At 46.6% G+C, this 21,812-nt stretch carries 20 protein-coding genes; 6 read left to right on the top strand and 14 right to left on the bottom strand.

What is annotated here, in order from left to right; all coding sequences use genetic code 11:
• Positions 1–3 precede the first annotated feature (3 nt).
• The 10 genes from M3223_RS15905 to M3223_RS15860 all read right to left on the bottom strand — a co-directional run bounded on the left by M3223_RS15905 (position 4) and on the right by M3223_RS15860 (position 9,321).
• Positions 4–822 carry an oxidoreductase gene (locus M3223_RS15905; protein WP_251563242.1) on the bottom strand — a complete coding sequence of 273 codons (819 nt, stop codon included), beginning with the start codon at positions 820–822 and terminating at the stop codon, positions 4–6.
• 137 nt (positions 823–959) lie between these two features.
• Complete coding sequence (locus tag M3223_RS15900) at positions 960–1,727, bottom strand: ABC transporter permease (RefSeq protein WP_251563240.1); 768 nt, start codon at positions 1,725–1,727, stop codon at positions 960–962.
• Positions 1,728–2,489: an ABC transporter ATP-binding protein gene (locus M3223_RS15895; protein ID WP_251563238.1), complete on the bottom strand. Its 762-nt coding sequence runs from the start codon at positions 2,487–2,489 to the stop codon at positions 1,728–1,730. It lies immediately after the preceding gene.
• 12 nt (positions 2,490–2,501) lie between these two features.
• Positions 2,502–3,365, bottom strand: a complete 864-nt coding sequence (locus tag M3223_RS15890) for a pentapeptide repeat-containing protein (protein WP_251563235.1) — start codon at positions 3,363–3,365, stop codon at positions 2,502–2,504.
• Positions 3,366–3,379: 14 nt separating this feature from the next.
• A complete protein-coding gene (locus M3223_RS15885) occupies positions 3,380–3,709 on the bottom strand; it encodes a PadR family transcriptional regulator (protein WP_251563233.1) in 330 nt (109 codons plus the stop codon).
• Positions 3,710–3,877: 168 nt separating this feature from the next.
• Positions 3,878–4,525 carry a response regulator gene (locus M3223_RS15880; RefSeq protein WP_251563231.1) on the bottom strand — a complete coding sequence of 216 codons (648 nt, stop codon included), beginning with the start codon at positions 4,523–4,525 and terminating at the stop codon, positions 3,878–3,880.
• Between the two features lie 3 nt (positions 4,526–4,528).
• The gene (locus M3223_RS24555; RefSeq protein ID WP_251563229.1) at positions 4,529–5,779 is read right to left on the bottom strand and encodes a sensor histidine kinase; all 1,251 of its coding nucleotides are present in this window, start codon (positions 5,777–5,779) and stop codon (positions 4,529–4,531) included.
• Between the two features lie 273 nt (positions 5,780–6,052).
• Positions 6,053–8,269 carry an MMPL family transporter gene (locus M3223_RS15870; protein WP_251563227.1) on the bottom strand — a complete coding sequence of 739 codons (2,217 nt, stop codon included), beginning with the start codon at positions 8,267–8,269 and terminating at the stop codon, positions 6,053–6,055.
• Between the two features lie 196 nt (positions 8,270–8,465).
• Positions 8,466–8,831, bottom strand: a complete 366-nt coding sequence (locus M3223_RS24550) for a discoidin domain-containing protein (RefSeq protein WP_353057710.1) — start codon at positions 8,829–8,831, stop codon at positions 8,466–8,468.
• A 58-nt stretch (positions 8,832–8,889) separates the two neighbouring features.
• A complete protein-coding gene (locus tag M3223_RS15860) occupies positions 8,890–9,321 on the bottom strand; it encodes an AraC family ligand binding domain-containing protein (RefSeq protein WP_251563222.1) in 432 nt (143 codons plus the stop codon).
• Positions 9,322–9,677: 356 nt separating this feature from the next.
• On the opposite strand from M3223_RS15860, the gene M3223_RS15855 reads away from it, so the two are divergent.
• The 5 genes from M3223_RS15855 (at position 9,678) to M3223_RS15835 (ending at position 13,300) form a co-directional block, all read left to right on the top strand.
• Entirely contained in the window at positions 9,678–11,084 is a 1,407-nt protein-coding gene (locus tag M3223_RS15855) for a DHA2 family efflux MFS transporter permease subunit (protein ID WP_251563220.1), read from the top strand.
• 144 nt (positions 11,085–11,228) lie between these two features.
• Positions 11,229–11,678, top strand: a complete 450-nt coding sequence (locus tag M3223_RS15850; RefSeq protein ID WP_251563218.1) for a LytTR family DNA-binding domain-containing protein — start codon at positions 11,229–11,231, stop codon at positions 11,676–11,678.
• A gap of 146 nt (positions 11,679–11,824) precedes the next feature.
• Positions 11,825–12,349: a hypothetical protein gene (locus tag M3223_RS15845; protein ID WP_251563216.1), complete on the top strand. Its 525-nt coding sequence runs from the start codon at positions 11,825–11,827 to the stop codon at positions 12,347–12,349.
• Positions 12,350–12,351: 2 nt separating this feature from the next.
• A complete protein-coding gene (locus M3223_RS15840; protein ID WP_251563214.1) occupies positions 12,352–12,756 on the top strand; it encodes a DUF3021 domain-containing protein in 405 nt (134 codons plus the stop codon).
• Between the two features lie 85 nt (positions 12,757–12,841).
• Positions 12,842–13,300 carry a hypothetical protein gene (locus M3223_RS15835; protein WP_251563212.1) on the top strand — a complete coding sequence of 153 codons (459 nt, stop codon included), beginning with the start codon at positions 12,842–12,844 and terminating at the stop codon, positions 13,298–13,300.
• 35 nt (positions 13,301–13,335) lie between these two features.
• On the opposite strand, the gene M3223_RS15830 is transcribed toward M3223_RS15835, so the two are convergent.
• The 3 genes from M3223_RS15830 to M3223_RS15820 all read right to left on the bottom strand — a co-directional run bounded on the left by M3223_RS15830 (position 13,336) and on the right by M3223_RS15820 (position 16,969).
• Complete coding sequence (locus tag M3223_RS15830; RefSeq protein WP_251563210.1) at positions 13,336–13,833, bottom strand: NUDIX domain-containing protein; 498 nt, start codon at positions 13,831–13,833, stop codon at positions 13,336–13,338.
• 156 nt (positions 13,834–13,989) lie between these two features.
• Positions 13,990–15,903 carry a right-handed parallel beta-helix repeat-containing protein gene (locus tag M3223_RS15825; RefSeq protein WP_251563208.1) on the bottom strand — a complete coding sequence of 638 codons (1,914 nt, stop codon included), beginning with the start codon at positions 15,901–15,903 and terminating at the stop codon, positions 13,990–13,992.
• Between the two features lie 16 nt (positions 15,904–15,919).
• Positions 15,920–16,969 carry a peptidylprolyl isomerase gene (locus tag M3223_RS15820; RefSeq protein WP_251563206.1) on the bottom strand — a complete coding sequence of 350 codons (1,050 nt, stop codon included), beginning with the start codon at positions 16,967–16,969 and terminating at the stop codon, positions 15,920–15,922.
• A gap of 218 nt (positions 16,970–17,187) precedes the next feature.
• Between M3223_RS15820 and M3223_RS15815 the strand changes: the two genes are divergently transcribed.
• The gene (locus M3223_RS15815) at positions 17,188–18,000 is read left to right on the top strand and encodes an AraC family transcriptional regulator (protein WP_251563204.1); all 813 of its coding nucleotides are present in this window, start codon (positions 17,188–17,190) and stop codon (positions 17,998–18,000) included.
• Between the two features lie 61 nt (positions 18,001–18,061).
• On the opposite strand, the gene M3223_RS15810 is transcribed toward M3223_RS15815, so the two are convergent.
• Positions 18,062–21,544 carry an immunoglobulin-like domain-containing protein gene (locus M3223_RS15810; protein WP_251563202.1) on the bottom strand — a complete coding sequence of 1,161 codons (3,483 nt, stop codon included), beginning with the start codon at positions 21,542–21,544 and terminating at the stop codon, positions 18,062–18,064.
• Between the last annotated feature and the right edge of the window lie 268 nt (positions 21,545–21,812).

Here is a 21,812-nt window from a genome sequence, read left to right as displayed (position 1 = left end):
CTATTAGCTGAAATTTTTAATCAATCTATCGAAGGCGCGATCTCCAAATACATTTTTGATGAATACCATCGGTTTTGCCATGAAACCTACAAGGTAACGTGTTTTAGGTTTTTTTACGGTTACTGCTTTTGCAATGGTCTGACCGATTAACGCAGGCTTCGATAATTGGTTGCCTGTATATTGTTTCACCATACTGTCAGCTGCCTTGCCGGCTGCTTGCGCATACGGGCCTTTGGCCGATACTTTTCTAAGATTCTCGGCGGCAATAATGCCCCAATCTGTCTTAATCCCGCCTGGCTCCACTACGATGACATCGATCCCGAAGGGCTCAAGCTCCAGACGAAGGCAATCCGAAAGTCCTTCAACCGCGAATTTAGTGGCATGATACCAGCCGCCAAATTTGGTCCAAATTTTACCACCCATTGAGGAAACATTTATAATTTTCCCGGATCGATTTTTTCTCATACTCGGCGTTACCAGCTGAATCATTCTTGCCAGTCCGAACACATTTACATCCATTTGGCGGCGTGCTTCATCCAGCGGCACATCTTCAATCGCACCGTAGGAGCCATACCCTGCGTTATTGATCAGAACGTCAATTCTGCGGTCGTTTTGAAGAATTAGATTGACGGCATGAATCATAGATTCGTCATCGGTTACGTCTAAAGCAATGGGAAGAATCCCTTTGGCGGCAAGATCCTGCATTTTATCGATCCGGCGTGCAGCAGCGTAAACTTTAAACCCCTTTTTCTTTAACTCAATGGCAGCTTCTTTCCCAATACCTGAAGATGCGCCTGTAACTAATGCCACTTTTTGACTCATGATTGACCCTCCAAATTATTTAATTGATCCTGAGTCAAATATAATTGATCCTGAGTCACTTGTCAATGACGAATAAAGTCGGCCGGAATGAAAAATAAACCCAGTACAAATTTCGTACTGGGTCATTTCATGTCTCTTTAAAACCGTTTTTTATATACCTTCATTGCAAAGAAGTAGGCTACAAACAAAATTCCGATGCACCAGGCTAGAGCGGACCATATACTGCCCCCCACCGGCTGGCCTGCCAACAAGGCGCGAATCGCCTCAACAATTGAGGTTACCGGCTGGTTTTCGGCAAAGGCGCGCACAACTGCTGGCATCGACTCGGTTGGAACAAAAGCGGAGCTTATAAACGGAAGGAAGATAATCGGGTAAGAAAAGGCGCTTGCTCCATCTACTGATTTGGCGGATAATCCGGCAATAACTGCGAGCCAGGTTAAGGCAAGAGTAAACAATACGAGGATACCGGCTACCGCAAGCCAGTCTAAGATGCTGGCCGAGGAGCGAAAGCCCATTAATAACGCAACGAGGAGAATAACAACAACGGAGATGGCGTTGGATACGAGCGAGGTCAGCACATGTCCCCATAATAAAGTGGAGCGTGAAATCGGCATGGAATGAAACCGTTCAAAAATACCCTTTTGAACATCGATAAAAAGACGGTAAGCGGTGTACGAAATTCCGCTGGCGATCGCAATCAGCAGTATGCCAGGCAGCAGGTAATTCACATAGCTGTCCGTTCCGGTTTCAATGGCTCCGCCAAATACGTACACGAACAGCAGCAATAACGCAATTGGCATAATGGTAACCGTAATAATGGTATCCATACTGCGGGAAATATGGCGCATGGAGCGTCCGAGCATCACGCCTAGATCGTTAAAAAAGTGTTTTTTTACCGTTTCCATTTAAGCGCCCTCCTTATTGCCGATAATGGACAGGAAGATCTCTTCCAGGCTCGGCTGCTTTTCTACATACTCTACCTTAGTCGTTGGAAATAGCTTTTTCAGCTCCAAAAGAGTGCCGTTGGCAATGATTTTGCCTTGGTGTAAAATGGCGATTCGGTCGGCGAGCTGCTCGGCCTCCTCTAAATACTGGGTGGTGAGAAATACGGTCGTTCCGCTGTCTGAAAGTTCCTTAACGATCTTCCAAACTTCGATGCGCGATTCGGGGTCAAGGCCAGTAGTGGGTTCATCGAGGAAGATGATTTGCGGTGTTCCTACAAGGCTTAAGGCGATATCAAGCCTCCTGCGCATGCCGCCTGAATAAGTGGACACTCTGCGGTCCGCCGCTTCCGTTAATCTGAACCGGTTCAATAAATCTTCTGCAACCTGACGCGGCTGCTTGAGGTATCGGAGCTTTGCGATCATAATCAGGTTTTCCCGTCCGGTCATTAATTCATCCACCGCGGCGAATTGTCCGGTCAAACTAATGGCCTGCCGCACATGATCGGGTTTAGTTGCAACATCAAATCCGTTTATAACGGCGCTCCCGCTGTCATGTTTAAGCAGCGTAGTGAGGATTTTGACCACCGTTGTTTTGCCTGCCCCGTTTGAGCCGAGCAAGGCGAAGATACTGCCCTGCTCGACCTCAAAGTCAACGCCCTTAAGAACTTGAAGATTCTTATACGATTTTTGCAGCCCTGTTACCTGGATTGATTTATTTTTCATATTATCTCCCCCTTAACGAACGATAACGTTGGACAGATTGGCTTCCATGCCTTTGAGCCCTGCGTAAGTCAATTTATCCATTACTGCGCCGTCAAAGCAGATTGTCTTGATGGCCCGGAAATATTTTTTAGTTAATGTGAAGCCTGGTTGGAAAGATACATTTTTAAGCGTCGCGCCTTTAAATGAAACATTGGTAAGGGCTGATTTCTCAAACTTGACGCCGATGAAGGTTTGCTCCTCAAAGTTGAGGCCTGTAAGATCAGTGTATTTAAACTCCACGCCGTCAAACGTACAGTTCTCAAAAATGGTTTTTCTAAGATCCGTCTTATCCAGCCTGACGTCTGTCAACTTGGCGCCTACAAATTTTGCGCCTTCAAGGCCCGATGAGCTGAAGTTTGTGCGCTCTAAAATGGATTTTTTAAAGCTTGCTTTTGTGAGATCCAGCGATGAAAAGTTGCAGTCCGTAAGGTTGGCGCCATTAAAAATGGTTTCACGCACATCGCTTCCCGAAAACGTGCTTCCGGTCAAGTCAGCGTTCGAAAAGTCGGAGCCGCGCAGCGCGCTTCCGGAAAACTTCCCTTTTTGCGCGACACCGGCAAAGTCGCTTTTCGGCAGATTGCTTGAGCTAAAGTTGGTTACGACCTGCCGCTCCAGCGAGCGGGATAGGTTTGCGACCTCCTGTACCGTCTGCTCAATGTCGCCAATGCTATCGATGGTCATTTCAAATGCCGTTTCGTCGTCCTTGCCCTCTTTTTTAAGCTCTTGGAACCGTTCCTGCAGATCGGAGTGAAGATCGCTTTTCAATTCCTCCACGCTTTTCACGCCGTCGTAAGGTGCAAACACACTGTTCAGATAATTGGTTAATTTTTTATTCATATTCATCCACTCTCCTATAGTAAGTTTTCAAGCACGCGTTTTGCGTATCCCCAGTTGTTCTTATTGCGTCTGTAAGTTTCTCTTCCCGTCTCGGTTACTCTAAAATATTTGCGCCGGCCGCCTTGAGATTCGTCACCCCAATACCACTCGACATCTCCCTCCGCCTCAAGCCGTCTAAGGCTGGAGTACATGGTTGCTTCCTTTAGTTCATACTCGCCGTCCGAGCGCTCTGCGATTAACTTGACGATTTCGTAGCCATAACGGTCCGCTTCGGATAAGAGCCGCAGAATGATTGTATCGGTATGCCCTCGAAGCAGGTCGGATGTAATTTTGTTCTCACTCATTGAATCACCTCATGACTGTATAATACGGCAAACTACTGTGTCAGTCAAGGTACTTTTTTGAAAATGGTACTATGCCTAAATGATTTGCTCTTCATAACAAAAAAAACCGCGCTGGGCGCGGCTTTTTGGAGATTGCTTATGGGACGAGACATGCAGGCTTTCACAGCTTCATGGTTTAACCCAACCTCGCTCAACGGCTACTGCAACCGCTTGAGATCGGGAGTCGACCCCAAGCTTGTTGTAGACGCTGGTCAGATGTGCTTTTACGGTTCGTTCCGAAACGGATAGCTGAACGGCAATTTCTTTGCTTCGTAAACCTTCAGCTGCCGCTTGAAGCACTTGCAATTCTTTATCGGTTAACTCCTGCGATTTACGGTTAGCGGCGGGCTTCAGACGCTCCCGCTGAACAGCCATGACTCTGGACAAAATATCCTGCTGCAGCAGCGTTTCCCCGCGCAGCGCCGCATCAATCGTGCGGAATAAATGCTCCCTGCCCGTGTCCTTAAGCAAATATCCTTTAGCGCCCAGCGATAACCCGCGCATCATCCATTCATCTTCGTTATACGTGGTCAGGATAACAACCGGGATATCGATGCCGCGCTCGATCATTGTCTCCATCGTTTCCAGCCCGTTCATCTGCGGCATGTACAAATCCATTAGAACGAGATCTGGAATACTTGATTCCATAAAACGAAGCGCCTCGTTTCCATTCGCCGCCTCGCCAATGACTTCATACTTTTCCTCAGTTTCCAAAATCAATTTTAGACCTTCCCGCACGACAAAATGATCGTCGACGATCAGAATTTTACAGTACATGATTCAACCTTCTCCCTTAATTGAACGATCATACTGAAACGGCACATCCAGCTTCACCTGCGTGCCGGAGGACCGGTTACTTGAAATGTTAAGCTGTCCTTGTAAAAGACGGGCTCGCTCCTGCATCACGATCAACCCGTAGTGGCCCGGCTCATGAGCGATTTTATCGATGTTAAAACCGGTACCGTTATCGCGAATCTCAAGCAAAAAACGGTCTTCGTGATGCCGGATGTCAATTTTTACTTCCGAGGCATGGGCATGACGAACAATGTTTGTCAGTGCTTCGCGAACAATATACTGTGCATGCTCGAACAATATATTGGATAGTTTCGGCAAAGGATCAATCGTCAGCTCCGCCCGAATGCCTGTCGCCGAGGTGAAACGGTCTGTCTCGAACTGCACGGCATCAGTGAAAGGCTGCGCCGGTTCCGCAAGTGACCTCAAATTGTCGATCGCTAGGCGCGCCTCTGCAAGGGTCCTTCTTGCGCCATCCCGGGACTGCCGTATAATTTGTCCGGCACGATCCGTGTTGCCTTTTCCGATATGCGCGTCGGCAGCGTCGAGCTGCATCACGATGCCGGCTAATCCTTGCGCAAGCGTATCATGCAGATCGCGCGACATCCGCTGGCGCTCGTTTGCAAGCGTCAGTTTTTCAACTTCCTGATGCGCTTGCTCCAGCTCTTTTAAGAAACTCTCCGTGCGATGCCTAGAGATCACTTCATTGCGAAATATACGTGTGTATGCAATGATAATCGCGTTTAACATAAAAAAAACCGGCAGAATAAAAGGCAGTGGAGCCGGACTATTTTCATTTGTCAGAGTGATGAATACAACAAGAGCATAAAGAAACAATGAGACAGCAACGATCTTCCATTTGCGCTTATAAATGACTACGCTTTGCCCTATAAGCAAAGGGGGTAACCCAAAAATAATCGGGTAGTATCCCTGCGGCATCAGGAGAGCGCAGACTGCAATCAACACTCCCTGCAAACTTAAATAAAACCATGGATGACGGCGTACAAACGTCTCGGAATGCCAATAAAAAGCGCAGTGCAGCAATAGAATGAGGTGAAAAAATAGGCTTGGTGTCAAATGAAACTCGGTTATCCATTGCACGGACACCGTTATAACATAACTAAAAGCAACCCAGAATAAAATATGTTTTCGCATATCTAGAAGCATAGTCGGGACATCGACGACTACGTTATTGTTCAACTGTTCATTGGTATTCGTTTGATTCCTTTCACCATTCACGGCAAGCGTTCCTCCATTTCTTATGATGCAGTCACGCGTGTTAACGGATAAAAGAGCGACCGCAGTCAACGGTCGCTCACTTAATTAATCTCTTAATCGGATGATACTCTATTTTGTTATATGCGTATAGGTCCGCTTCAAATACAGGATGACGCGTAATGGAACGATAACAGCTACCGACAGGTTGACTATCCCGCTCCAAAACATTAGCTTACCCCATCTACCCAAAACCGTTCTCACGTAGCATTCTCCCTTGGACAGACGAAAGGTAAACTAATGATGCTTGATTTCATGCATTTCAACTCCAAACAGGTCACGATCGCTCAATTTGGAATTAATTTTCTCTTTTTCAATGGCAGCACCTTCTATATCGATATTTGGCAGAATTCGGTCCAACCATTTCGGCAAGTACCAGGATGAGCGGCCAAGCAATGCCATAATTGCCGGAAGGATGGCAAGTCTTACGACGAAGGCATCGATTAAAATGCCAAAGGCCAACGCCATGCCCAAGGATTTAATCATCGTATCTTCCATAAAGATAAATCCAGCAAAAACACACACCATGATTAGAGCTGCTGCTGTGACGACGCCGCTGCTGCTTTTCATACCGAACAAAATTGCGCCTTTGGCGTCTTTTGTATGGAGGAATTTTTCCCGCATGCGGCTAAACAGAAATACTTCATAATCCATGGCGAGACCAAAAAGAATGCCCGCAGTCAACAGCGGCAAAAAGTTCAGTACCGGTCCCGTCTGGGCAATGCCAAACAAATTAGCAAAGTTTCCATCTTGAACTACGAATACAATAAAACCGAGTGTTGCCGTCATGGTCAGCAAGTAGCCGAGCACGGCCTTTAACGGGACGATAATGGAACGAAATACAAGAAGCAGGATGATAAAGGCCAGGCCGACTACGATTAGAGCGAATAAGGGCAAGGCTTCGTTAAGTTTTTTAGTGATATCGGAATCCATTGCTGTCGATCCCGTTACCATAAGCTTGACTCCGTATTGACTTTCCGCATTTTCCGACTTCGAGCGAATCGATTCCACAAGTTTACCCGTTTCTTTATCCAGAGGGCCGCTTGTTGGAGTAATGAACAGGAGTGACGCGCTTCCATCCTGATTAGGAATAGGAGGATCAACACTCGCTACCCCTTTCATGCCGCTGATTGCTTCTGTTGCCTTGGTGATTGCCGACTGAGGATTCTCCGAACCGTCAGCGGTAGCGAGTAAAATAAGCTGACCATTGAAACCGGGGCCGAACCCTTCCGATAACAAGTCATAGGCTTTTCGCTCTGTTGTGTCTTTTGGCTCCATTCCGCTATTCGGCAACCCTGTCTGCAAATGTAAAGCCGGGAGACTGATGAAAGCAAGCAGAAGAATGCCAACAAGCGCCACAGGAAGCGGGAATCTTGTAACAAAACGTCCCCAGGCATTGGAGTTCCGCACCGGAGCAGAGGAGCTAATGCTCTTGGTTTTTGGCCTCAGACGATTACCAAGCAATGACAGTACGGCAGGTACAATTATAATCGCAACCAGGACGGCGACGAGAATGGTTAATGCAGCAGCAATCCCCATTATGGAAATGAAAGGAATACCGGTGACCGATAGGCTTACTAAAGCGATAATAACGGTCATTCCCGCAAAAACGACGGCACTTCCGGCCGTACTGATTGAAATCGCGATTGATTCGCGAATGCCTTGACCTGCGAGTAAATTCTGGCGGTGCCGGGACAGAATAAACAAACCGTAATCAATACCTACTGCTAGTCCAAGCATAATTGCCATCGTAAGCGTAATAGCTGACATATCGATAAATTCCGTGCTGATCAGAATAATCATTACGCCGATGCCAAGCCCTAAAATTGCCGTTATAATCGGCATTCCTGCGGCAATTACAGACTTGAGGAAAACGAGTAAAATGAGGAAGGCTAGAGCGATGCCGATAATTTCTGAGATGAGCTTAAGGGGAGGCATCCCTGGCGAACCGACTTCCCCGGCGCTTTTCTCCACTTGGATTCCCGCGTCTCTCAAGCTTTTGATTTGTTGGTCCACCGTTGTCAACGATGCCTGAGTTACGTTTGTGCCAGGTACTTTATACGTAATTGTTGTGTATCCGATTTCCTTATTAGGACTAATTGCTCCGAAATCATAAGGGTCGGCGATCGATTCTACCGCATTATCCTTTGAAATTGTCTTTAGACTAGTCTGTATGGCTTGCTTCGTATCGGACGATTCCAACGACTTTCCTTCGACTTTGAAGACAAGTTGAATCGTGCCAGGAGTAAATTCTGTTTCAGAAGGAAACTTTTTATCCATAACCTCTAGTGCTTTTTCGGATTCCGTGCCCGGTATGGACATTTCCCCGTTAAATTCCGGTCCAAGGCGCAATGCGACAATTGCAGCCAGCACCAACACCATTATCCCGCCGATTAACACCGACTTTCGCCATTTAGCGGCCCATCCGCCGATAATGTATAAAACCTTTGCCAATTGAAATCTCTCCCTCTGTATCTATGTGATAAGGCGATTATAGGGGAGATTCCGAAACCTGATAACGTACGAATGGGCAAGCAATGCATGTACCTTTGGGCAGGCAATGTTGCTAAGCCTGTCAACTCAATGACAGGCTGGCAACAATTAATGCGCGGCGACCCGGCTGCGCTTGCACATCCATCGCTTCCTCCGCTTATGGAGCTCCGTAAAATTCAATCTCCTTTACATTCCCAAAGCCGCCGTTAGGAGATACATAACGAAGATAACGGTATGCTGCAGGGTCTGCAATCGTAACCTCGTTCCAGCCATTCGCCGAATTTCCGGAAATCGTATACAGATCCACAAAACCGCTCGATGACGAGGTGTTCGAGCCTTGAAACTTCCCTCCGTTCATTCTGAACGCGAACGTTTCTCTTGGATAGAAGCGAATCACTTTGACCGTTTTGGCATTGCCTTCTCCCAGATCGATTCCTGCGTACTGATCATTGCCGTTGGCCGCGTCAAAATGAGTGGATGGATCCCCATCAAACGCTTTATTGAATGTGCATTTTAATCGCAGTCAGTCAAGCAGGATGTGATGAAGATTTAACACAATAGCATGCCGGTACCCGTCGCTTTTAAGCTTGAGTTCGGACTCCATCTGATTCAAATAAGTTTCGAGCGATTGATGGAGCGCCGGTGTGCAGGTATTTGAAATTTTTGCTTTTTTGAGCGCGTTCAAAACATTGCAAGTATGAAAATGTCTCGCCAAGTGAAGTCAGATCGATGCAAAGCGGGTCAAAAAAAATTGCGGTTGTGGTCAGCGGTTCTATCGTGTCAGGCATAGCGCGATGGATGGTATTGCCGGGAATGATAAATAAATCGCCCTCTCGAATGTCATAAATGGTCTGATCGATAAAAAACGAGCCTTTGCCGCAGTATATGTAGACAAGCTCGAACCAATCATGCACATGATCCGGCAATTCCCGCTGTAACGTTTTTGTTTCTCTAAATGTACACGCAAAGGGAAAGACAGGCTGAGCGTCAAAGCTTTTTCGAATCGGGTTCACTAGGTTCACCCCGCATTAGATTAAGGTACAGGTTCATAGTAACAGAAAGCGCTTTCTTAAAAAGAGCTGATAGCACCAATCTCAGTTGCAAGGCAAGATTATACTACAATCCCCATATCTGTAAACTTTTTGTTGTGTCATGTAGAAATTGCTTTTTAACACCTCTGGACTTAAAGGAAGTCCCTTATTATACTTGTCAAGAAAGGAAGTGACCCGGTCCATGCACCAGCTCATCATCTTCTCGCCAGAGAGTACCCATATCATTCATTAATGGGCCTCAGGCGAATAGCATAATTCAACTTTAACGATATGTGGATTCGCTTTTTTCCTTGAGGTACCGCCTGGAGGAGAAAAACATGAAACAAAATACGCGGACATGGCCGGTTATTCTGGCTGTACTGCTTGGAACATTTACGGTAATTCTAAATACAAGCTTGCTTAATCCGGCCTTGCCTGCTTTTGCAGAGCAATTCAAGACGGATGAATTAAGCGTCAGTTGGATTATAAATAGTTATGTATTGGTCATGGGCCTTACACTTCCGCTTACCGGATTTTTCAGCAGACGATTTGGCTCCAAAAAAGTATACTTGGCGGGCCTGATTCTGTTTCTGATCGGTTCTGCTGCTGCGGCAGCAAGCGGGAATCTTCCGGTGTTGATCACTTGCCGAGCCTTGCAGGGATTTGGTGCGGGTCTTCTGACCCCATTATCAATTACGCTTATTTTTGCGGCTGTTCCTGTTGAGCAAAGAGGTATGGCAACGGGAATTTGGGGCGTAGTCAGTATGCTTGCCCCTACGTTAGGGCCTACTCTTGGCGGCTTGGTCATCGATCATGGGGATCCTGTGCTGTTATTTCTGATTAACCTACCGACAGGTCTGCTTGGTTTAATCGCAGGAATCGTTTTTCTTAAACCTGATTCTGAGAGCAATCAAACATCCCCTTTTGATGCAAAAGGTTATTTGTTTCTAGCAGCCGGTATCGGCTTATCCTTGTACGCACTCGGCGAAATGAACACGGTTGAACGGACTTCCAGCCTGCTGCATTGGGGAGTTTTGTTCGCAGGATTAGCCTTTATGCTGCTGTTTATCGTTGGACGGCGCAAACATTCATTATTGAATTTTTCACTGCTGAAAATACGGGAGTTTCGAATTGGCACAGTTGTTACAACTTTGACTGCGGTTGGATATTATTTATCGTTTTTTCTGATTCCGATCGTAATTCAGAATGTGTATCATCTCAGTGCGACGTACACGGGCCTTTTATTTATTCCTGATGCCATCATGACAGGGATTTTTATGCTGGTTGGAGGTAAAATTCTGGACCGGAACGGTGCCCGGAAAGTAGTCGCATGGGGCCTTTTTATAACCGGGGTAACAACGCTGCTGCTTGGCTGTTTAACTCCCGACTCCCCGTTCTGGTATATTACGCTGTTAATGGCTCTGCGCGGAGCCGGATTTGGTCTTTCCAGCATCCCCGCCACTACCTCTGGAATGGGTGCTTTACCCGAGGAAAGACTTGTAGAAGGCTCTGTGTTAAATGATCTGATTGAACAGCTCGCCTCCTCCATTGCCATTGTCATTTGTATGCTGGCATTTGTCACTTGGCGAGATGGTGCGGTTGCGAACAGACAGCTGTCATTGGAAACGGCCAATCTGAATGTATCCAACGGCTTGTTCCTTGCCCTGGGCGTTCTCATATTCGTCGTACTTTTCGCCTGGCTGCGCTCTTCCGGTAAACCAGCTGAAAAACAGGAAATACGTTAATCATTCAATGCCTTGTGAACGATGCGAAGCCCGCAGACTTCATAAGGCATTTTTTTCGTGCTCTGCCTTAGCGTAGAACCGGTCATTCCGATATGATACATTAGTGCTGAACGATTTTAAGTCAGGCGGTGCGATGAGAAGAAAATGAAGGTCAAAATTAAAATCATTCCGGAAAAGATTGAAGAAAGCGTCCTTTTTCTTGCCCATCGAATGACGCCATTTATTCAGAACCTAGTTCAACTCATTGAAAATAATCCGTCTTCCCATCTCTTTATCCGCAAAGCTGGAGAACAAAGGGAGCGAAAATTGGATTATTCAAGCATTTTGTATCTGGAGTACGTGGAAAGAAAAATTTTTATCTACACGCAAAATGACGTTTATGAAATTCCAGGCCCGTTGTATAAACTGGAACACTCTATGCCAAAATATTTTGTACGCATATCCAAATCGGCCATTGTGAACGTCTACATGATCACCGAATTTGAGTCAGGCCTGAACGGAAATATAACAGCTCAATTAACGAATAAAGAGAAATTAATCGTATCCAGAAGATATGTGAGAGCGTTAAAAGAACATCTTCAACAGCTCGATTAACCTCTTGTGATGAAAAATCCGCCGCTTATGTCGGATCTGCTAGGCTTCGTTTAACGGGCACCCTACAATGAACATGTAACAGACAGGACGGTCAATTGCAGATCGGATTCCTGAACTAAACAAGATCGTTAAGGAGTGGCTGTTAAATGGTTGATGTATTTAAAGTTTTGGTGAAAATTATTGAGCTTACGCCAATTTATGTGTGGCTGTTGCTGGCGTTTTTAGTCCAGAGAGGAATTTCCACATCGCAGGAACGGGAAGTAAATATTTTAAAATCGTTCCTTGTTCCCGGAGTCTTCATTGTTTGGGGACTGTATAACATTGTAGCTAAATTTGCCCATCCTTTTTCTTCAATCCTGACGTATCTCGTGTTTCTTGCCATTGGCGTTTTTCTGGGAACAATGCTGTATCAGAAAACATACCGCTTTTTTGTAAGAAATGGCGCAGTAATTCGAGCCAAAAATTATTTCCCGCTGTTTATTATTCTTTTTAACTTTTTAATTAAATATTCCTTGAACATCTACATGTATATGGATACGGATGCCGTCAACAGACTAAGCTTTAATATGTTGTATACTGCGATCAGCGGAACGACGGTTGGACTATTCTTTGGCGGAATTGTGATTACGTATCGATATGTAACGACGCAGAGAGGAAGAATTCGGGGGTAACCATGAAGTGGATGACGCGCGTGATCAACGGATTAGGCTTAGGCTCGTTCGTCTTTTTGTTCGTCTCTCTTTTTAATCAGACAGCGCCGACTTTAACAAAAGAATCGATATTGAGCATTTTCCTGGTTTCGATTTGCGCCGGAATTTTAAGCGTGTTATTCGACATTGAACGTCTCAATTTTTTAGCAGCGCTAGTTATCCATTTTGCTGGAATGAACCTAGTCGTCTGGGCGGCCTCATTTTTCAACGGCTGGCTGCAGGGAACTACATGGATGAGCTACTTGGGCAGCATGGTCATTTTTTATACCTGCTCTTGGGTGTTCCTGGTGATTCGGAGTAAGCTGATTACAAGGGAACTGAATCAATGGATTAAGCAAAATTCCGGCAGAAGCCAAATTAAAGTATAAACGGAGACAAGTCAGCATGTTAATCCTTGTGTTGTTGATTGCATATGTTACAAAAAAACAAATGAAGTATGAAAAGATTTCTTGGTTGCGCCTAGCCATTATTCCAGCCTATAGCTTAATTATGCTTGTTGTATCGTTTGACTGGGAGCTTCGGAGCCTGCTAAATCTGGCGATTTTGATTGTTTGCGCTTATTGCATTGCGGCGCTGCAGGTCAGCGGAGTTAAAGTAAAAACCGCTCATTCCAAGGGGCAGCAGATTGTCGAAATGCGCACCGGGATGAAGTACATGTACGGGTGGTTTGCGGTTGTAATAATCATTATTATTAGTGAATATGCAAGCGGCGAGCTTGAAAGCTCCCGGGCTCTTCGAGAAGAGCTGATGAAGGAAATGGTGCCCTATATTGTATTCTCGAAGGGGACGGACAACTGGATGTTGTGGGCCATAACCGGCTTGACCAGCTTATTCTTCGTCATTATGCTGATGCGGAAACACCCTGCTGTACATGCTGTACTGTTTAATAAGATGAACCGGTATCGAAAATAATGGTTTTAAGGAAAAGCCGCGAAAATCGCGGCTTTTTAATGTTTTTTGTTAACGCGGTAATTTGCTTCTTGAAGTTGGCTTTCTTCCACATAGTTGCGGTAATTAACGCCGTTGTAATAATCTATAATGTCTTGGTTTATCTCCGGATATAATTGAATGGAATGGAGCTCGGAGATCGGTATCCATTTTACGTCAGTTTGATTAGGATCCGGTTTTTCAGGAAGCTCGGGATATGAGCCGGGTTTTAATTTGCATTCGAATGTTACCCCAACGGAGTGAGTATCACCATAAATGCAATTGTTTTTTGTTGGCTGGTACTCGTATACAAATGCAACCTTACCAATTTCTACTTCAACGTTTGCCTCTTCTTTTGCTTCCCGTGTGGCAGCTTCTATTAATGTCTCGCCTGGTTCTAGGCCGCCTGCGGGCAAATTATAATGAACCCCGTCATCATGATCATTTTTAAACTCGATAAGTAAAATAGCGTCATTCTCAATAATTAACGCGCAGGCGCGAAGCCTTATTTTTTCCACCTTATCACATCCTGCTGTGTATTTTTCAATCGCAAAATATCGTGCTAATGCTAGAAAATAAGTATTTAGTAAAATGATCCCATTTGTCAATGTTCTTATTAAAAAACGCATCCCCAAGCTTGAGCTTGGGAACGCGCTTTATTAGGCTTCCGTTTATTAGCTGATTTTTTCAAACCGCACCGCGTCGGCTCTCAAGTTTTTACCGCTGTTGCCGCTAAAGGTATTTGTCACATACCCTCCTGTTCCGGCATTAAAGGTATAGGTGCCGAGCTCATGCCAACCGCTTGTACCGCTCGTGAAGTTAACTGAAATTGGACTGGACAAACCTGCGGCGGAATTGACGAGAACTTGCGCATTGTTGTCGCTGGACGAATTAACGACCCGGTAAATCGAGACTTTATAGGTACCGGCATCTAATGTTGGCGTCCACTTGACGCTGGCTCCGATAGCGTTCGAATAACGAGTGGAGGAATTGTTGTAGCCTGGCAGCGAACTGTTGCTGAACGTGCCGGAGGTCTCTTGATAACCGGCCGTTCCGTTGTCAACGATAACTGCCGCTGGAGGCGTGTTATAACGGTTATCGGCTCCAATATTCGGTACATCATCGGCAACGACGGTTCCGCCAAAGTAATCTTTGCCTCCGTTGGATGCAATGAGAGCTCCGGCGTTAATGGCCGGTGATGTCGGCTTAATCCGGAAAGCTCCGACATTGTTGATGCCGATTGGCATCGTAGTCGGAAGCGGACCGACAAATTGCGGATCAACGTTCAGATTCGTGCTGTTATAGCTTGTCGGTAAGGAAATGCCATAAATCAAGTTATTGCTTTTCATAGCGCCGTCGGTCGGCAACTTCCCTACCGTGCCTGCACGGTAAACGATATTGTTTTTGGATGAACCTGTTGCAATCATATTTTCGGTACCGGTGTCTGAGGTAATATCAGGATTTACTGCGTCTGCGGGAACATAAATCGTATTGTTATACGCGGTCAAATGGCCGCCAGCACTGCCATTAAAGCCAGCTTCCATAATCATATTGTAGCGAACGGTAACCTGAAACGCACTTCCCATGACAAGCAGGAAACCGCCGGCATTATCGTGGCTGTAATTATATTGGAATGTCGTTGCCGTCGTTTCGTAATCCGCGTCAAAGCCTTGACGATCGCAGAGTCCGTTTGTATTTTTCACATTAAACGCTTCGTTATGTTGGAATACGGCGCCGCTTGTGGAGAAAGCCCAGATGCCCGCGATGCAATCGTAGTACCCCGCCGTCGTCCCCGCCCCGTTCACTACGTTGTACTCAATTAGAGGATTGGTGGAATCCGTTACGACAATTCCATCGTACTTGCTATCTGTGACAACGTTATTGCGGACAAGTAAATTTGTGCTGCGCGCCGGGGTCGTACTAGCTCCGATTCGATTAGCCTCGGTTCGAATGGCTGCCTGTGTGCCGGCATTGGTAATCGTATTATTTTCAATGATGACATCGTTCCACTTGCTTATAGTCTCTCCGTCCGATGATAGGAGTATGCCGTTTTTGGCGGTATCGTGGACATTCAAATTATTCAGACGAATGTAATTCAACGAGCCACCGTTAAAGTTCAAAATGGAAACGCCGTTACCTAGATTGTTCGTTACGTCTAAGTTGCTTAATTCCCAGTACTCCTGGTTTTTAAGAAATACGGCTCCGTTGCTGTTGAATTCGCCGCCGTTTGCAAAAAGCGATGCAATGTTGAAGTTAATGATCGGCTTAGCGCCTGTTCCGTAGCGATTAATCTTAATTGGATTCCCTGCTGTACCGCTGCCTTTCGGATACAGCTGTTCCGTCCAGGAGCTTCCGGATTTTAACAGAATCGTGTCGCCGGGAGCGAACGTCGTTCCGTTCACTTTGGACAAATGCTGCCAAGCTGAACCAGGGCTGAGGCCGTCATTTGCATCATTTCCGCCGGAGGAATCGACATAATAGGTCGTTCCTGCCGCCGCCGCTGTCTGAATGGGCCAGAACGGCAGCAGTGCCGCAAACAGAACGGCTACGCATGTCCAGACTAGAGTTTTGTGCTTATTTTTGCTCATCACAACATTCTTCCTCTCACTTTATGGATTGATAGTGCTTGGTGTTGACGACTACATGTGCTTCGGAACGCAAGATCTGAATTCTACGCTGATAGCGATCCTCCGCGTATCGGATTTTCAGTTCTTCTTTCACGTGTTCAAACGTTTGAAAATCACCTCCCTTAGTAGTCAATAGCCGGAGCACATACATGCCGTCAGCTGCCTCAATCGGCTCGCTTACCTGCCCTTTTTTCGCTTGCATGGCCCAATCGCGCAATGCCTTGGACAGCTCGGCATCCTGCTTTGACGAACGCTGGTCGAATCGCTGCTCTTTCAATTGAAACTCAAACGTTCCTCCGTCGTGAGCTGCGGCCTCAGCAAATGAAGCGCCTTTCCTCACGGATGCAGCCGCCTCTTGGAGCTTGTCGAAAGCGGATTGTTTGGCTTCGGCCGAATCCCAGCCTTGACCGTCGTTGTTCGAAATGTACAATTGTTCGACGGTGATTTCCTTTTTCTCACGATATAAAGGGTCCTTGATCCGGTTATAAAATTCCCGAAGCGTCTCGTCTGACGCCGCCTCGTCTTGCGCCTTCAATTTGGATTTCAAATCATTCACAAGATTGCTGAACAAATAGTTGTAATAGCTCCAAGCGTCATATTGAACAGGGCCGTAGATGACTTTTTTTTGCTGCACAGCGGTCTCTCTCCGTTTATTTTCCTTGGCGAGCTGCTGCAGAAAAGCAGGATAATCCAGCTCCTGCACAAGACCCTCCTGCTTTGCCAATAGCTGCTGAATTTTTACCGATGTAAGCGCATCCAAAGCAAGCTGTTTTGCTTTCTCAATTGGGACCTCGTCTCCGAAAGCAGTTGTCCAGAAATCCGGCGAATCAACAGCTCCGTATTTCTCTTTAAAATAGCCGACTGTGTCTGAGCGCTGCTGGTCCAGAAACAGCTGGAATTCTTCCGTGCCAATCGGCGTGTTATTTATTGTGACAACTGTCGCCTTTGAATTAGATTCCTTAAATAAGGTAGAGTTATAAAGCGTTATCATAATTGTAAGACATAGTAAAATGCCAGCTGCAACCATCAGTTTCAAACGCCTCTTCAAGCTTCCGCACCTCAATTCTTGATTCATGAAACCGGATTCATAAAGATTGTAGCGTCCTCCCGCCCCTTGTGAAAATACACAAATCTAACAAGAATCATACACAAAATTTCAAACGATAAATCCCGCATGAGCACCATTTACATGGCGGATAAATTTATCTATAGTTGGATTACATTGCGCAATAAGGTGGGATTCGATTGAAAATTGAAGCAGGATCGTATCAAGCCTTTACCCCCACAATCAACGACTATACGTATTGGAAAAAAAAGACACAATTCCTGCTGGAAACGGATCAATATGAGCATTGGACGATGTTCGCCGTTGAAGAAGGCTCGTTTTGGTTTGAAATTGAAACGGAATCCGCGACCGCTCGTTTTGGCGATCTTGTGTTAATCCCTCCGAACACACCGATGACTCGGCGATTAATAGAGCCTTTGACGTTTCATTTTGTCTCTTTTGCCTGGGAAGACTCTGCAAGCCCAAGGCCGCTCCCAAGCCGGTCCTTGGTGCTGCCGACCAGCAAAGTGTCCATTTTTGACGAAGCGCAATTAAGGAGCTGCTATGCCAGCCTCCGGAAGCTGAAGGATCGAATTGATCCCGTTTCCTGCCAATGGCGCAACATCGTATTGGCGGATCTGTTTTACTCTTATTTCAATGAAAATCAGCTTGAGCTAAAATTATTCGGATCGTCGGATCCGCTTATCGAAAAGGCGGCCGTACTGATTCACGAGGCGCTCTTTACCCCGTTCAATATTATGGAAATCGCGGCCAAGGTCGGTTTGAGCCCCGTCCAGTTTTCCAGGCGTTTTTTCCGTATGTATGGAATGACTCCCAATAACTATATAACATCGCTTCGAGTGGAAAGAGGGAAGATTCTTTTGCAGGAGACACAGTTTACGCTGGATCGGATTGCGGAAAATTGCGGGTATATGAGCGGGTATTATTTCAGCCGGGTATTCACCAAACATATGGGCATGAGTCCATCGCAGTACCGCAAGCTGCACCGTTAATGCCAAAGAGGCTGCCCCTAAAGTCACATATGTGACTGGGACAGCCTCTTTGAACCGTGCTTTACTGCATAGGAATGACCGTCAGCTGGTCCATATTAGGACCGCTTTTATCCCTAGTTTGAAGCGTCATTTGATGGGAGCCGGCGGTCAGGTAGACCAGCTGCTCAACCGTATTCCACGTCGTGTTCCAGTTTCCTGTGGAAACGAAAGGCAGCGAGTTAACAACTTCTGCTCCATCCATCCACATTTGCATATTACGGGCAGCGGAATCGCCGTTGGCGTATCTGAAGCTTAATTTGTAATATCCATCGGAAGGGGCATCGAACGTCCAGCGGATGTAGCCATAGCCGCTATCAAAATTCCAAAAGCCTGTCCCGTACCAGCCGCTGCCAGCGCTGCCCTTCTTTCCGATTGTGTGAATCGCATCTTCAGCCTGATAGCTGACCGAGTTGCCCGGCTGGTACACTTTGCACTTTTTAACTGTACCGGGAAGCGGATCGCCGCCAAACTGGGTGCTGTCACAGTTGACAGAAGAAGTAAATTGCCCGCTGTAGTATTTGTCATTCGCTCCGAATTTCACGACCTGAGTGCCACTAAACGTGCACACGCCGTTCTCATCCGCGCAATCGACCCAGTTCGGGGAGTTGTCCGGAGTGTAGCAGTTTTTGCTGTAGCCCATATACGGGTCAGCGTTGAAGGCCGAGACTCCGCAATTGATTGGAGCCGAAAAATTCTTTGTTGTATAAAAAATCGACGTGCCGTATTTGACGGCCTGTTGACCGTTGAAGTTGCATGTTTCGCCTTCCGAAGCGCATTTCACAAAGCCTGCCGGCGCGTCGGACAGGCCCGTCACGGTGAGCATGAAATTCTTTGTAAACATCGTTCCACCAGATGGCATCCGAACCGTCGCTAACAGATTAACGACTGCATTCCCATTCAAAGGCCGATTGACTTTTCCATCGTTAGAGATGATGGATTGAGAACCGGAGTACCACTCAATGATTGCGCCGCTTGCTCCCGTAGTTGGCAGGAACAGGTTCTTCGTCACACTAGCAGCCGAATCGTTGCCAGCGAAGCCGATCATTAGATTACCAAGATCCGTAATTAAGGAAGGATCGTACAGAACGGTTACGAGGAACGATTTTGTATCCGAGACGTCTCCGACGGTAATCGTTGCCGTCAATGCTACGGCTTTGTTCCCGCCATTTTGCGGACGCGTTACCGCACCGTTCAGATAAACGGCGCCTTGATCACTGGACTGCCACTGAATCGTAGCGCCGTTGGCGCCGTTTGTAGGTAAAAATAGGTTGTTTGTTACACTGTCTACCGTATCGCTTCCTGAATAGCCAATCGTTAATGCAGCCTTGGCTGCGCTTACCGCACCAGCTTTATTTTGAATGACCGTAACAGGGAACGTTTTTGTCGTCGTTTGACCGCCAAGGCTCAAGGTAGCCGTCAAAATAACCGGTGTATTTCCTGAGATGGAACGGGTAACAACTCCGCTTGCAGAAACCGCAGAATGGTTGGAGGTCCAAGTAATAAAGGAGCCGTTTGTGCCTCTCGCCGGCAGTGTGATGTTTTGCGTAATGCTCGCCGATTGATCGCCCGGTGCATATCCGATTGCGAGAGACGCTACATCCAAGCCGAGTGCGTTATTCACAACGGTGAGCTTGAATCTTTTGGTGTCAGACTTCCCGTTTTTGCTGATGGTTGCGGTCAGCGTAACCTCCGTGTTTTGCGCCGGACGTGTTACGGTGCCATTGGCAGCGATGATAGAAGCGTTGGACGATTGCCAGCTAATCGTTGTCCCGTTTAGGCTGCTCGGAAGCGTGATATTTTGCGTGACGCCTTCGGCGCTGTCTGTTCCGGTGTAAGTAATTTGCAAAGATTTTTTGGCAGAATTCACTTCTGGAGCCAAGTCGTTGACTTTCACAGAGCTGATCTTGTCATCAAAAGTAGACAGAGAAGCTTGGCTGGACGTATAGGTTTGGGATGTGCCTCCGTAATTTGCATCGAAATAAGCCGTTACGGAATAATTGCCGACAACCTCCAGAGAAGAAGCCTGGTCGTTGCCAAGCGAGGTGAGGCTGAAGTTACTCTCGTCTGTAGTCAGCCGGATGCGCGCCCCCTGGTAGTTGGGATCCTTATAAAGGAAAATACCGCTTTCATCGCCATACCGGACAACACGTACAGAGGAGATTTGGTCGTGAAACGCCGGGAAAGTAGTGTTCAAGTTCGGCTGACTGCCGTCGATAACTGTTTTTTGGCCTTTGAAATCTTTTTCCGTAAACAATTCTACCTGATATGGACCTACGATTTTAATCGAGGACACCGCATTGTCGCCAACGTTAAGCTGGGACAAATCCGAACTCTCTCCGATGACCCGGTTCAGGCGACCTGCATAATTGGCGTTTTGCCAGAGATAAACCCCTTCTTCTTGAAGGACCGGGGCGGCTGGCGCCATATTCAGTTTTTTGATTATGTTCACCGCATCTGAATTGTTAAAAAAGTCCAGCATGATGACATTCGCTCTTTGGCTCTGCCAGTTGAGCTGCAGTCCGTTTGTAGCAATGCGGTTTGCTTCCGCAGCTGCAGCCTCTATGGATGTGCTGCCCATTGGATCTACCGTTATGATATTTTGCATAACATGCAGCTTATCCAAGTATTGGTAAGCATCGCCAATCTCAGTATCCATTTTCGTTTGCAGTTCGCTTACGCTGCTTGTATTCGGCCAATAGGAACGAACCATTGAATCCCGGTCCCATAACTTTCCGCCAGCATCCGGAACGTATTTAGCAATGGATTCACTTGTCTGTTCCGTGGCTGTTTGGCTTGGCCAATATTTATTTTTAGAACCAAAGTAAACGATGACTCTTTTATTGGACTGCCACATTTCTTCTAGCGTTGTATCCATCCCCCACGATTCAGGAACCATCATGTCGTACAGGGGATTGAGTTCTGCCATCAGCTGCCCGAAAGCGCCGGCATCCATTTGGTAGAAGGCCTGGAAGTCGAGGACGATAACTTCCTTCGGATTTTGATCCAGGAACGATTTGACTGAGCCAAGAATATCCGATACTTTCTCCGAGTATAAAAAGTGCATCGTCCGCAGATCGTTTGGATCCGTAACCAGGTACATGCCATCCCGGTACATGTATGGACCGACTCGCAGATCGAGGTAGCGTATGCCCGCATTCAGCTGGCCTTGTACGTTCATGTTTTGCGTTTTGGACTTGTCCAGGGAAAATTTATTAAGGAGATCTGCTGGAATACTGCCCAGCCAAGGCAGGAGATTAGCCGCATCAGGCGCTAACGTCGAACCGGAGTTCATTGTACCCGTACCCGTGTCGTGCGTACCTGGCAAAAGGATATCGCGAATCGTTTTGTGTTTGAACTCAGGATTTGCCTGGTCAACCTGCTCCATCCAATTTCGGTTGTTGCTTTGGCTTACATCGGCGAACGCCGCTGTAGGGGTTAAAATTGAAGCACTAGAGAACAGTGAAGCCAGTATGCATACATTGGCGACAATCCTCTTCAATCTCATCAAGTAAGCTCCTTTGTTGTTGGAATTAGGTTCATACAGAGCCTGCCATAAGACATCTGGAAACGATTCCATAAATAGTCATGGCTTCATTTCAAACATCTTCCCCCTGCCTCCTTCGTTTAAATTGACAGTTATTCTCTGGATGTCCAAGCTTTATTCTACTTATTTTTGTTAACTCTGTATATCATTCGATTGTAAATTTTTAATGGAGTAAGATATCTGCTTGACGAAAGCACCCCATTAACAGCAAAAAGCTACCGTTTAACCG

The sequence above is a fragment of the Paenibacillus pasadenensis genome (genome assembly GCF_023715725.1).
GTDB classification, from domain to species: Bacteria; Bacillota; Bacilli; order Paenibacillales; family Paenibacillaceae; genus Paenibacillus_O; species Paenibacillus_O pasadenensis_A.
Note: the sequence above shows the minus strand (reverse complement) of the source record. Positions and strands in the feature narration are given on the sequence as shown.

Bases quoted from the DNA above. Each gene is read 5' to 3' on its own strand.
- M3223_RS15900 (WP_251563240.1), bottom strand. From the start codon at position 1,727: ATGGAAACGGTAAAAAAACACTTTTTTAACGATCTAGGCGTGATGCTC.
- M3223_RS15880 (WP_251563231.1), bottom strand. From the start codon at position 4,525: ATGTACTGTAAAATTCTGATCGTCGACGATCATTTTGTCGTGCGGGAA.
- M3223_RS15855 (WP_251563220.1), top strand. From the start codon at position 9,678: ATGAAACAAAATACGCGGACATGGCCGGTTATTCTGGCTGTACTGCTT.
- M3223_RS15840 (WP_251563214.1), top strand. From the start codon at position 12,352: ATGAAGTGGATGACGCGCGTGATCAACGGATTAGGCTTAGGCTCGTTC.
- M3223_RS15850 (WP_251563218.1), top strand. From the start codon at position 11,229: ATGAAGGTCAAAATTAAAATCATTCCGGAAAAGATTGAAGAAAGCGTC.
- M3223_RS15820 (WP_251563206.1), bottom strand. From the start codon at position 16,969: ATGGTTGCAGCTGGCATTTTACTATGTCTTACAATTATGATAACGCTT.
- M3223_RS15890 (WP_251563235.1), bottom strand. From the start codon at position 3,365: ATGAATAAAAAATTAACCAATTATCTGAACAGTGTGTTTGCACCTTAC.
- M3223_RS15845 (WP_251563216.1), top strand. From the start codon at position 11,825: ATGGTTGATGTATTTAAAGTTTTGGTGAAAATTATTGAGCTTACGCCA.
- M3223_RS15895 (WP_251563238.1), bottom strand. From the start codon at position 2,489: ATGAAAAATAAATCAATCCAGGTAACAGGGCTGCAAAAATCGTATAAG.
- M3223_RS15905 (WP_251563242.1), bottom strand. From the start codon at position 822: ATGAGTCAAAAAGTGGCATTAGTTACAGGCGCATCTTCAGGTATTGGG.
- M3223_RS15885 (WP_251563233.1), bottom strand. From the start codon at position 3,709: ATGAGTGAGAACAAAATTACATCCGACCTGCTTCGAGGGCATACCGAT.
- M3223_RS15825 (WP_251563208.1), bottom strand. From the start codon at position 15,903: ATGAGCAAAAATAAGCACAAAACTCTAGTCTGGACATGCGTAGCCGTT.
- M3223_RS15810 (WP_251563202.1), bottom strand. From the start codon at position 21,544: ATGAGATTGAAGAGGATTGTCGCCAATGTATGCATACTGGCTTCACTG.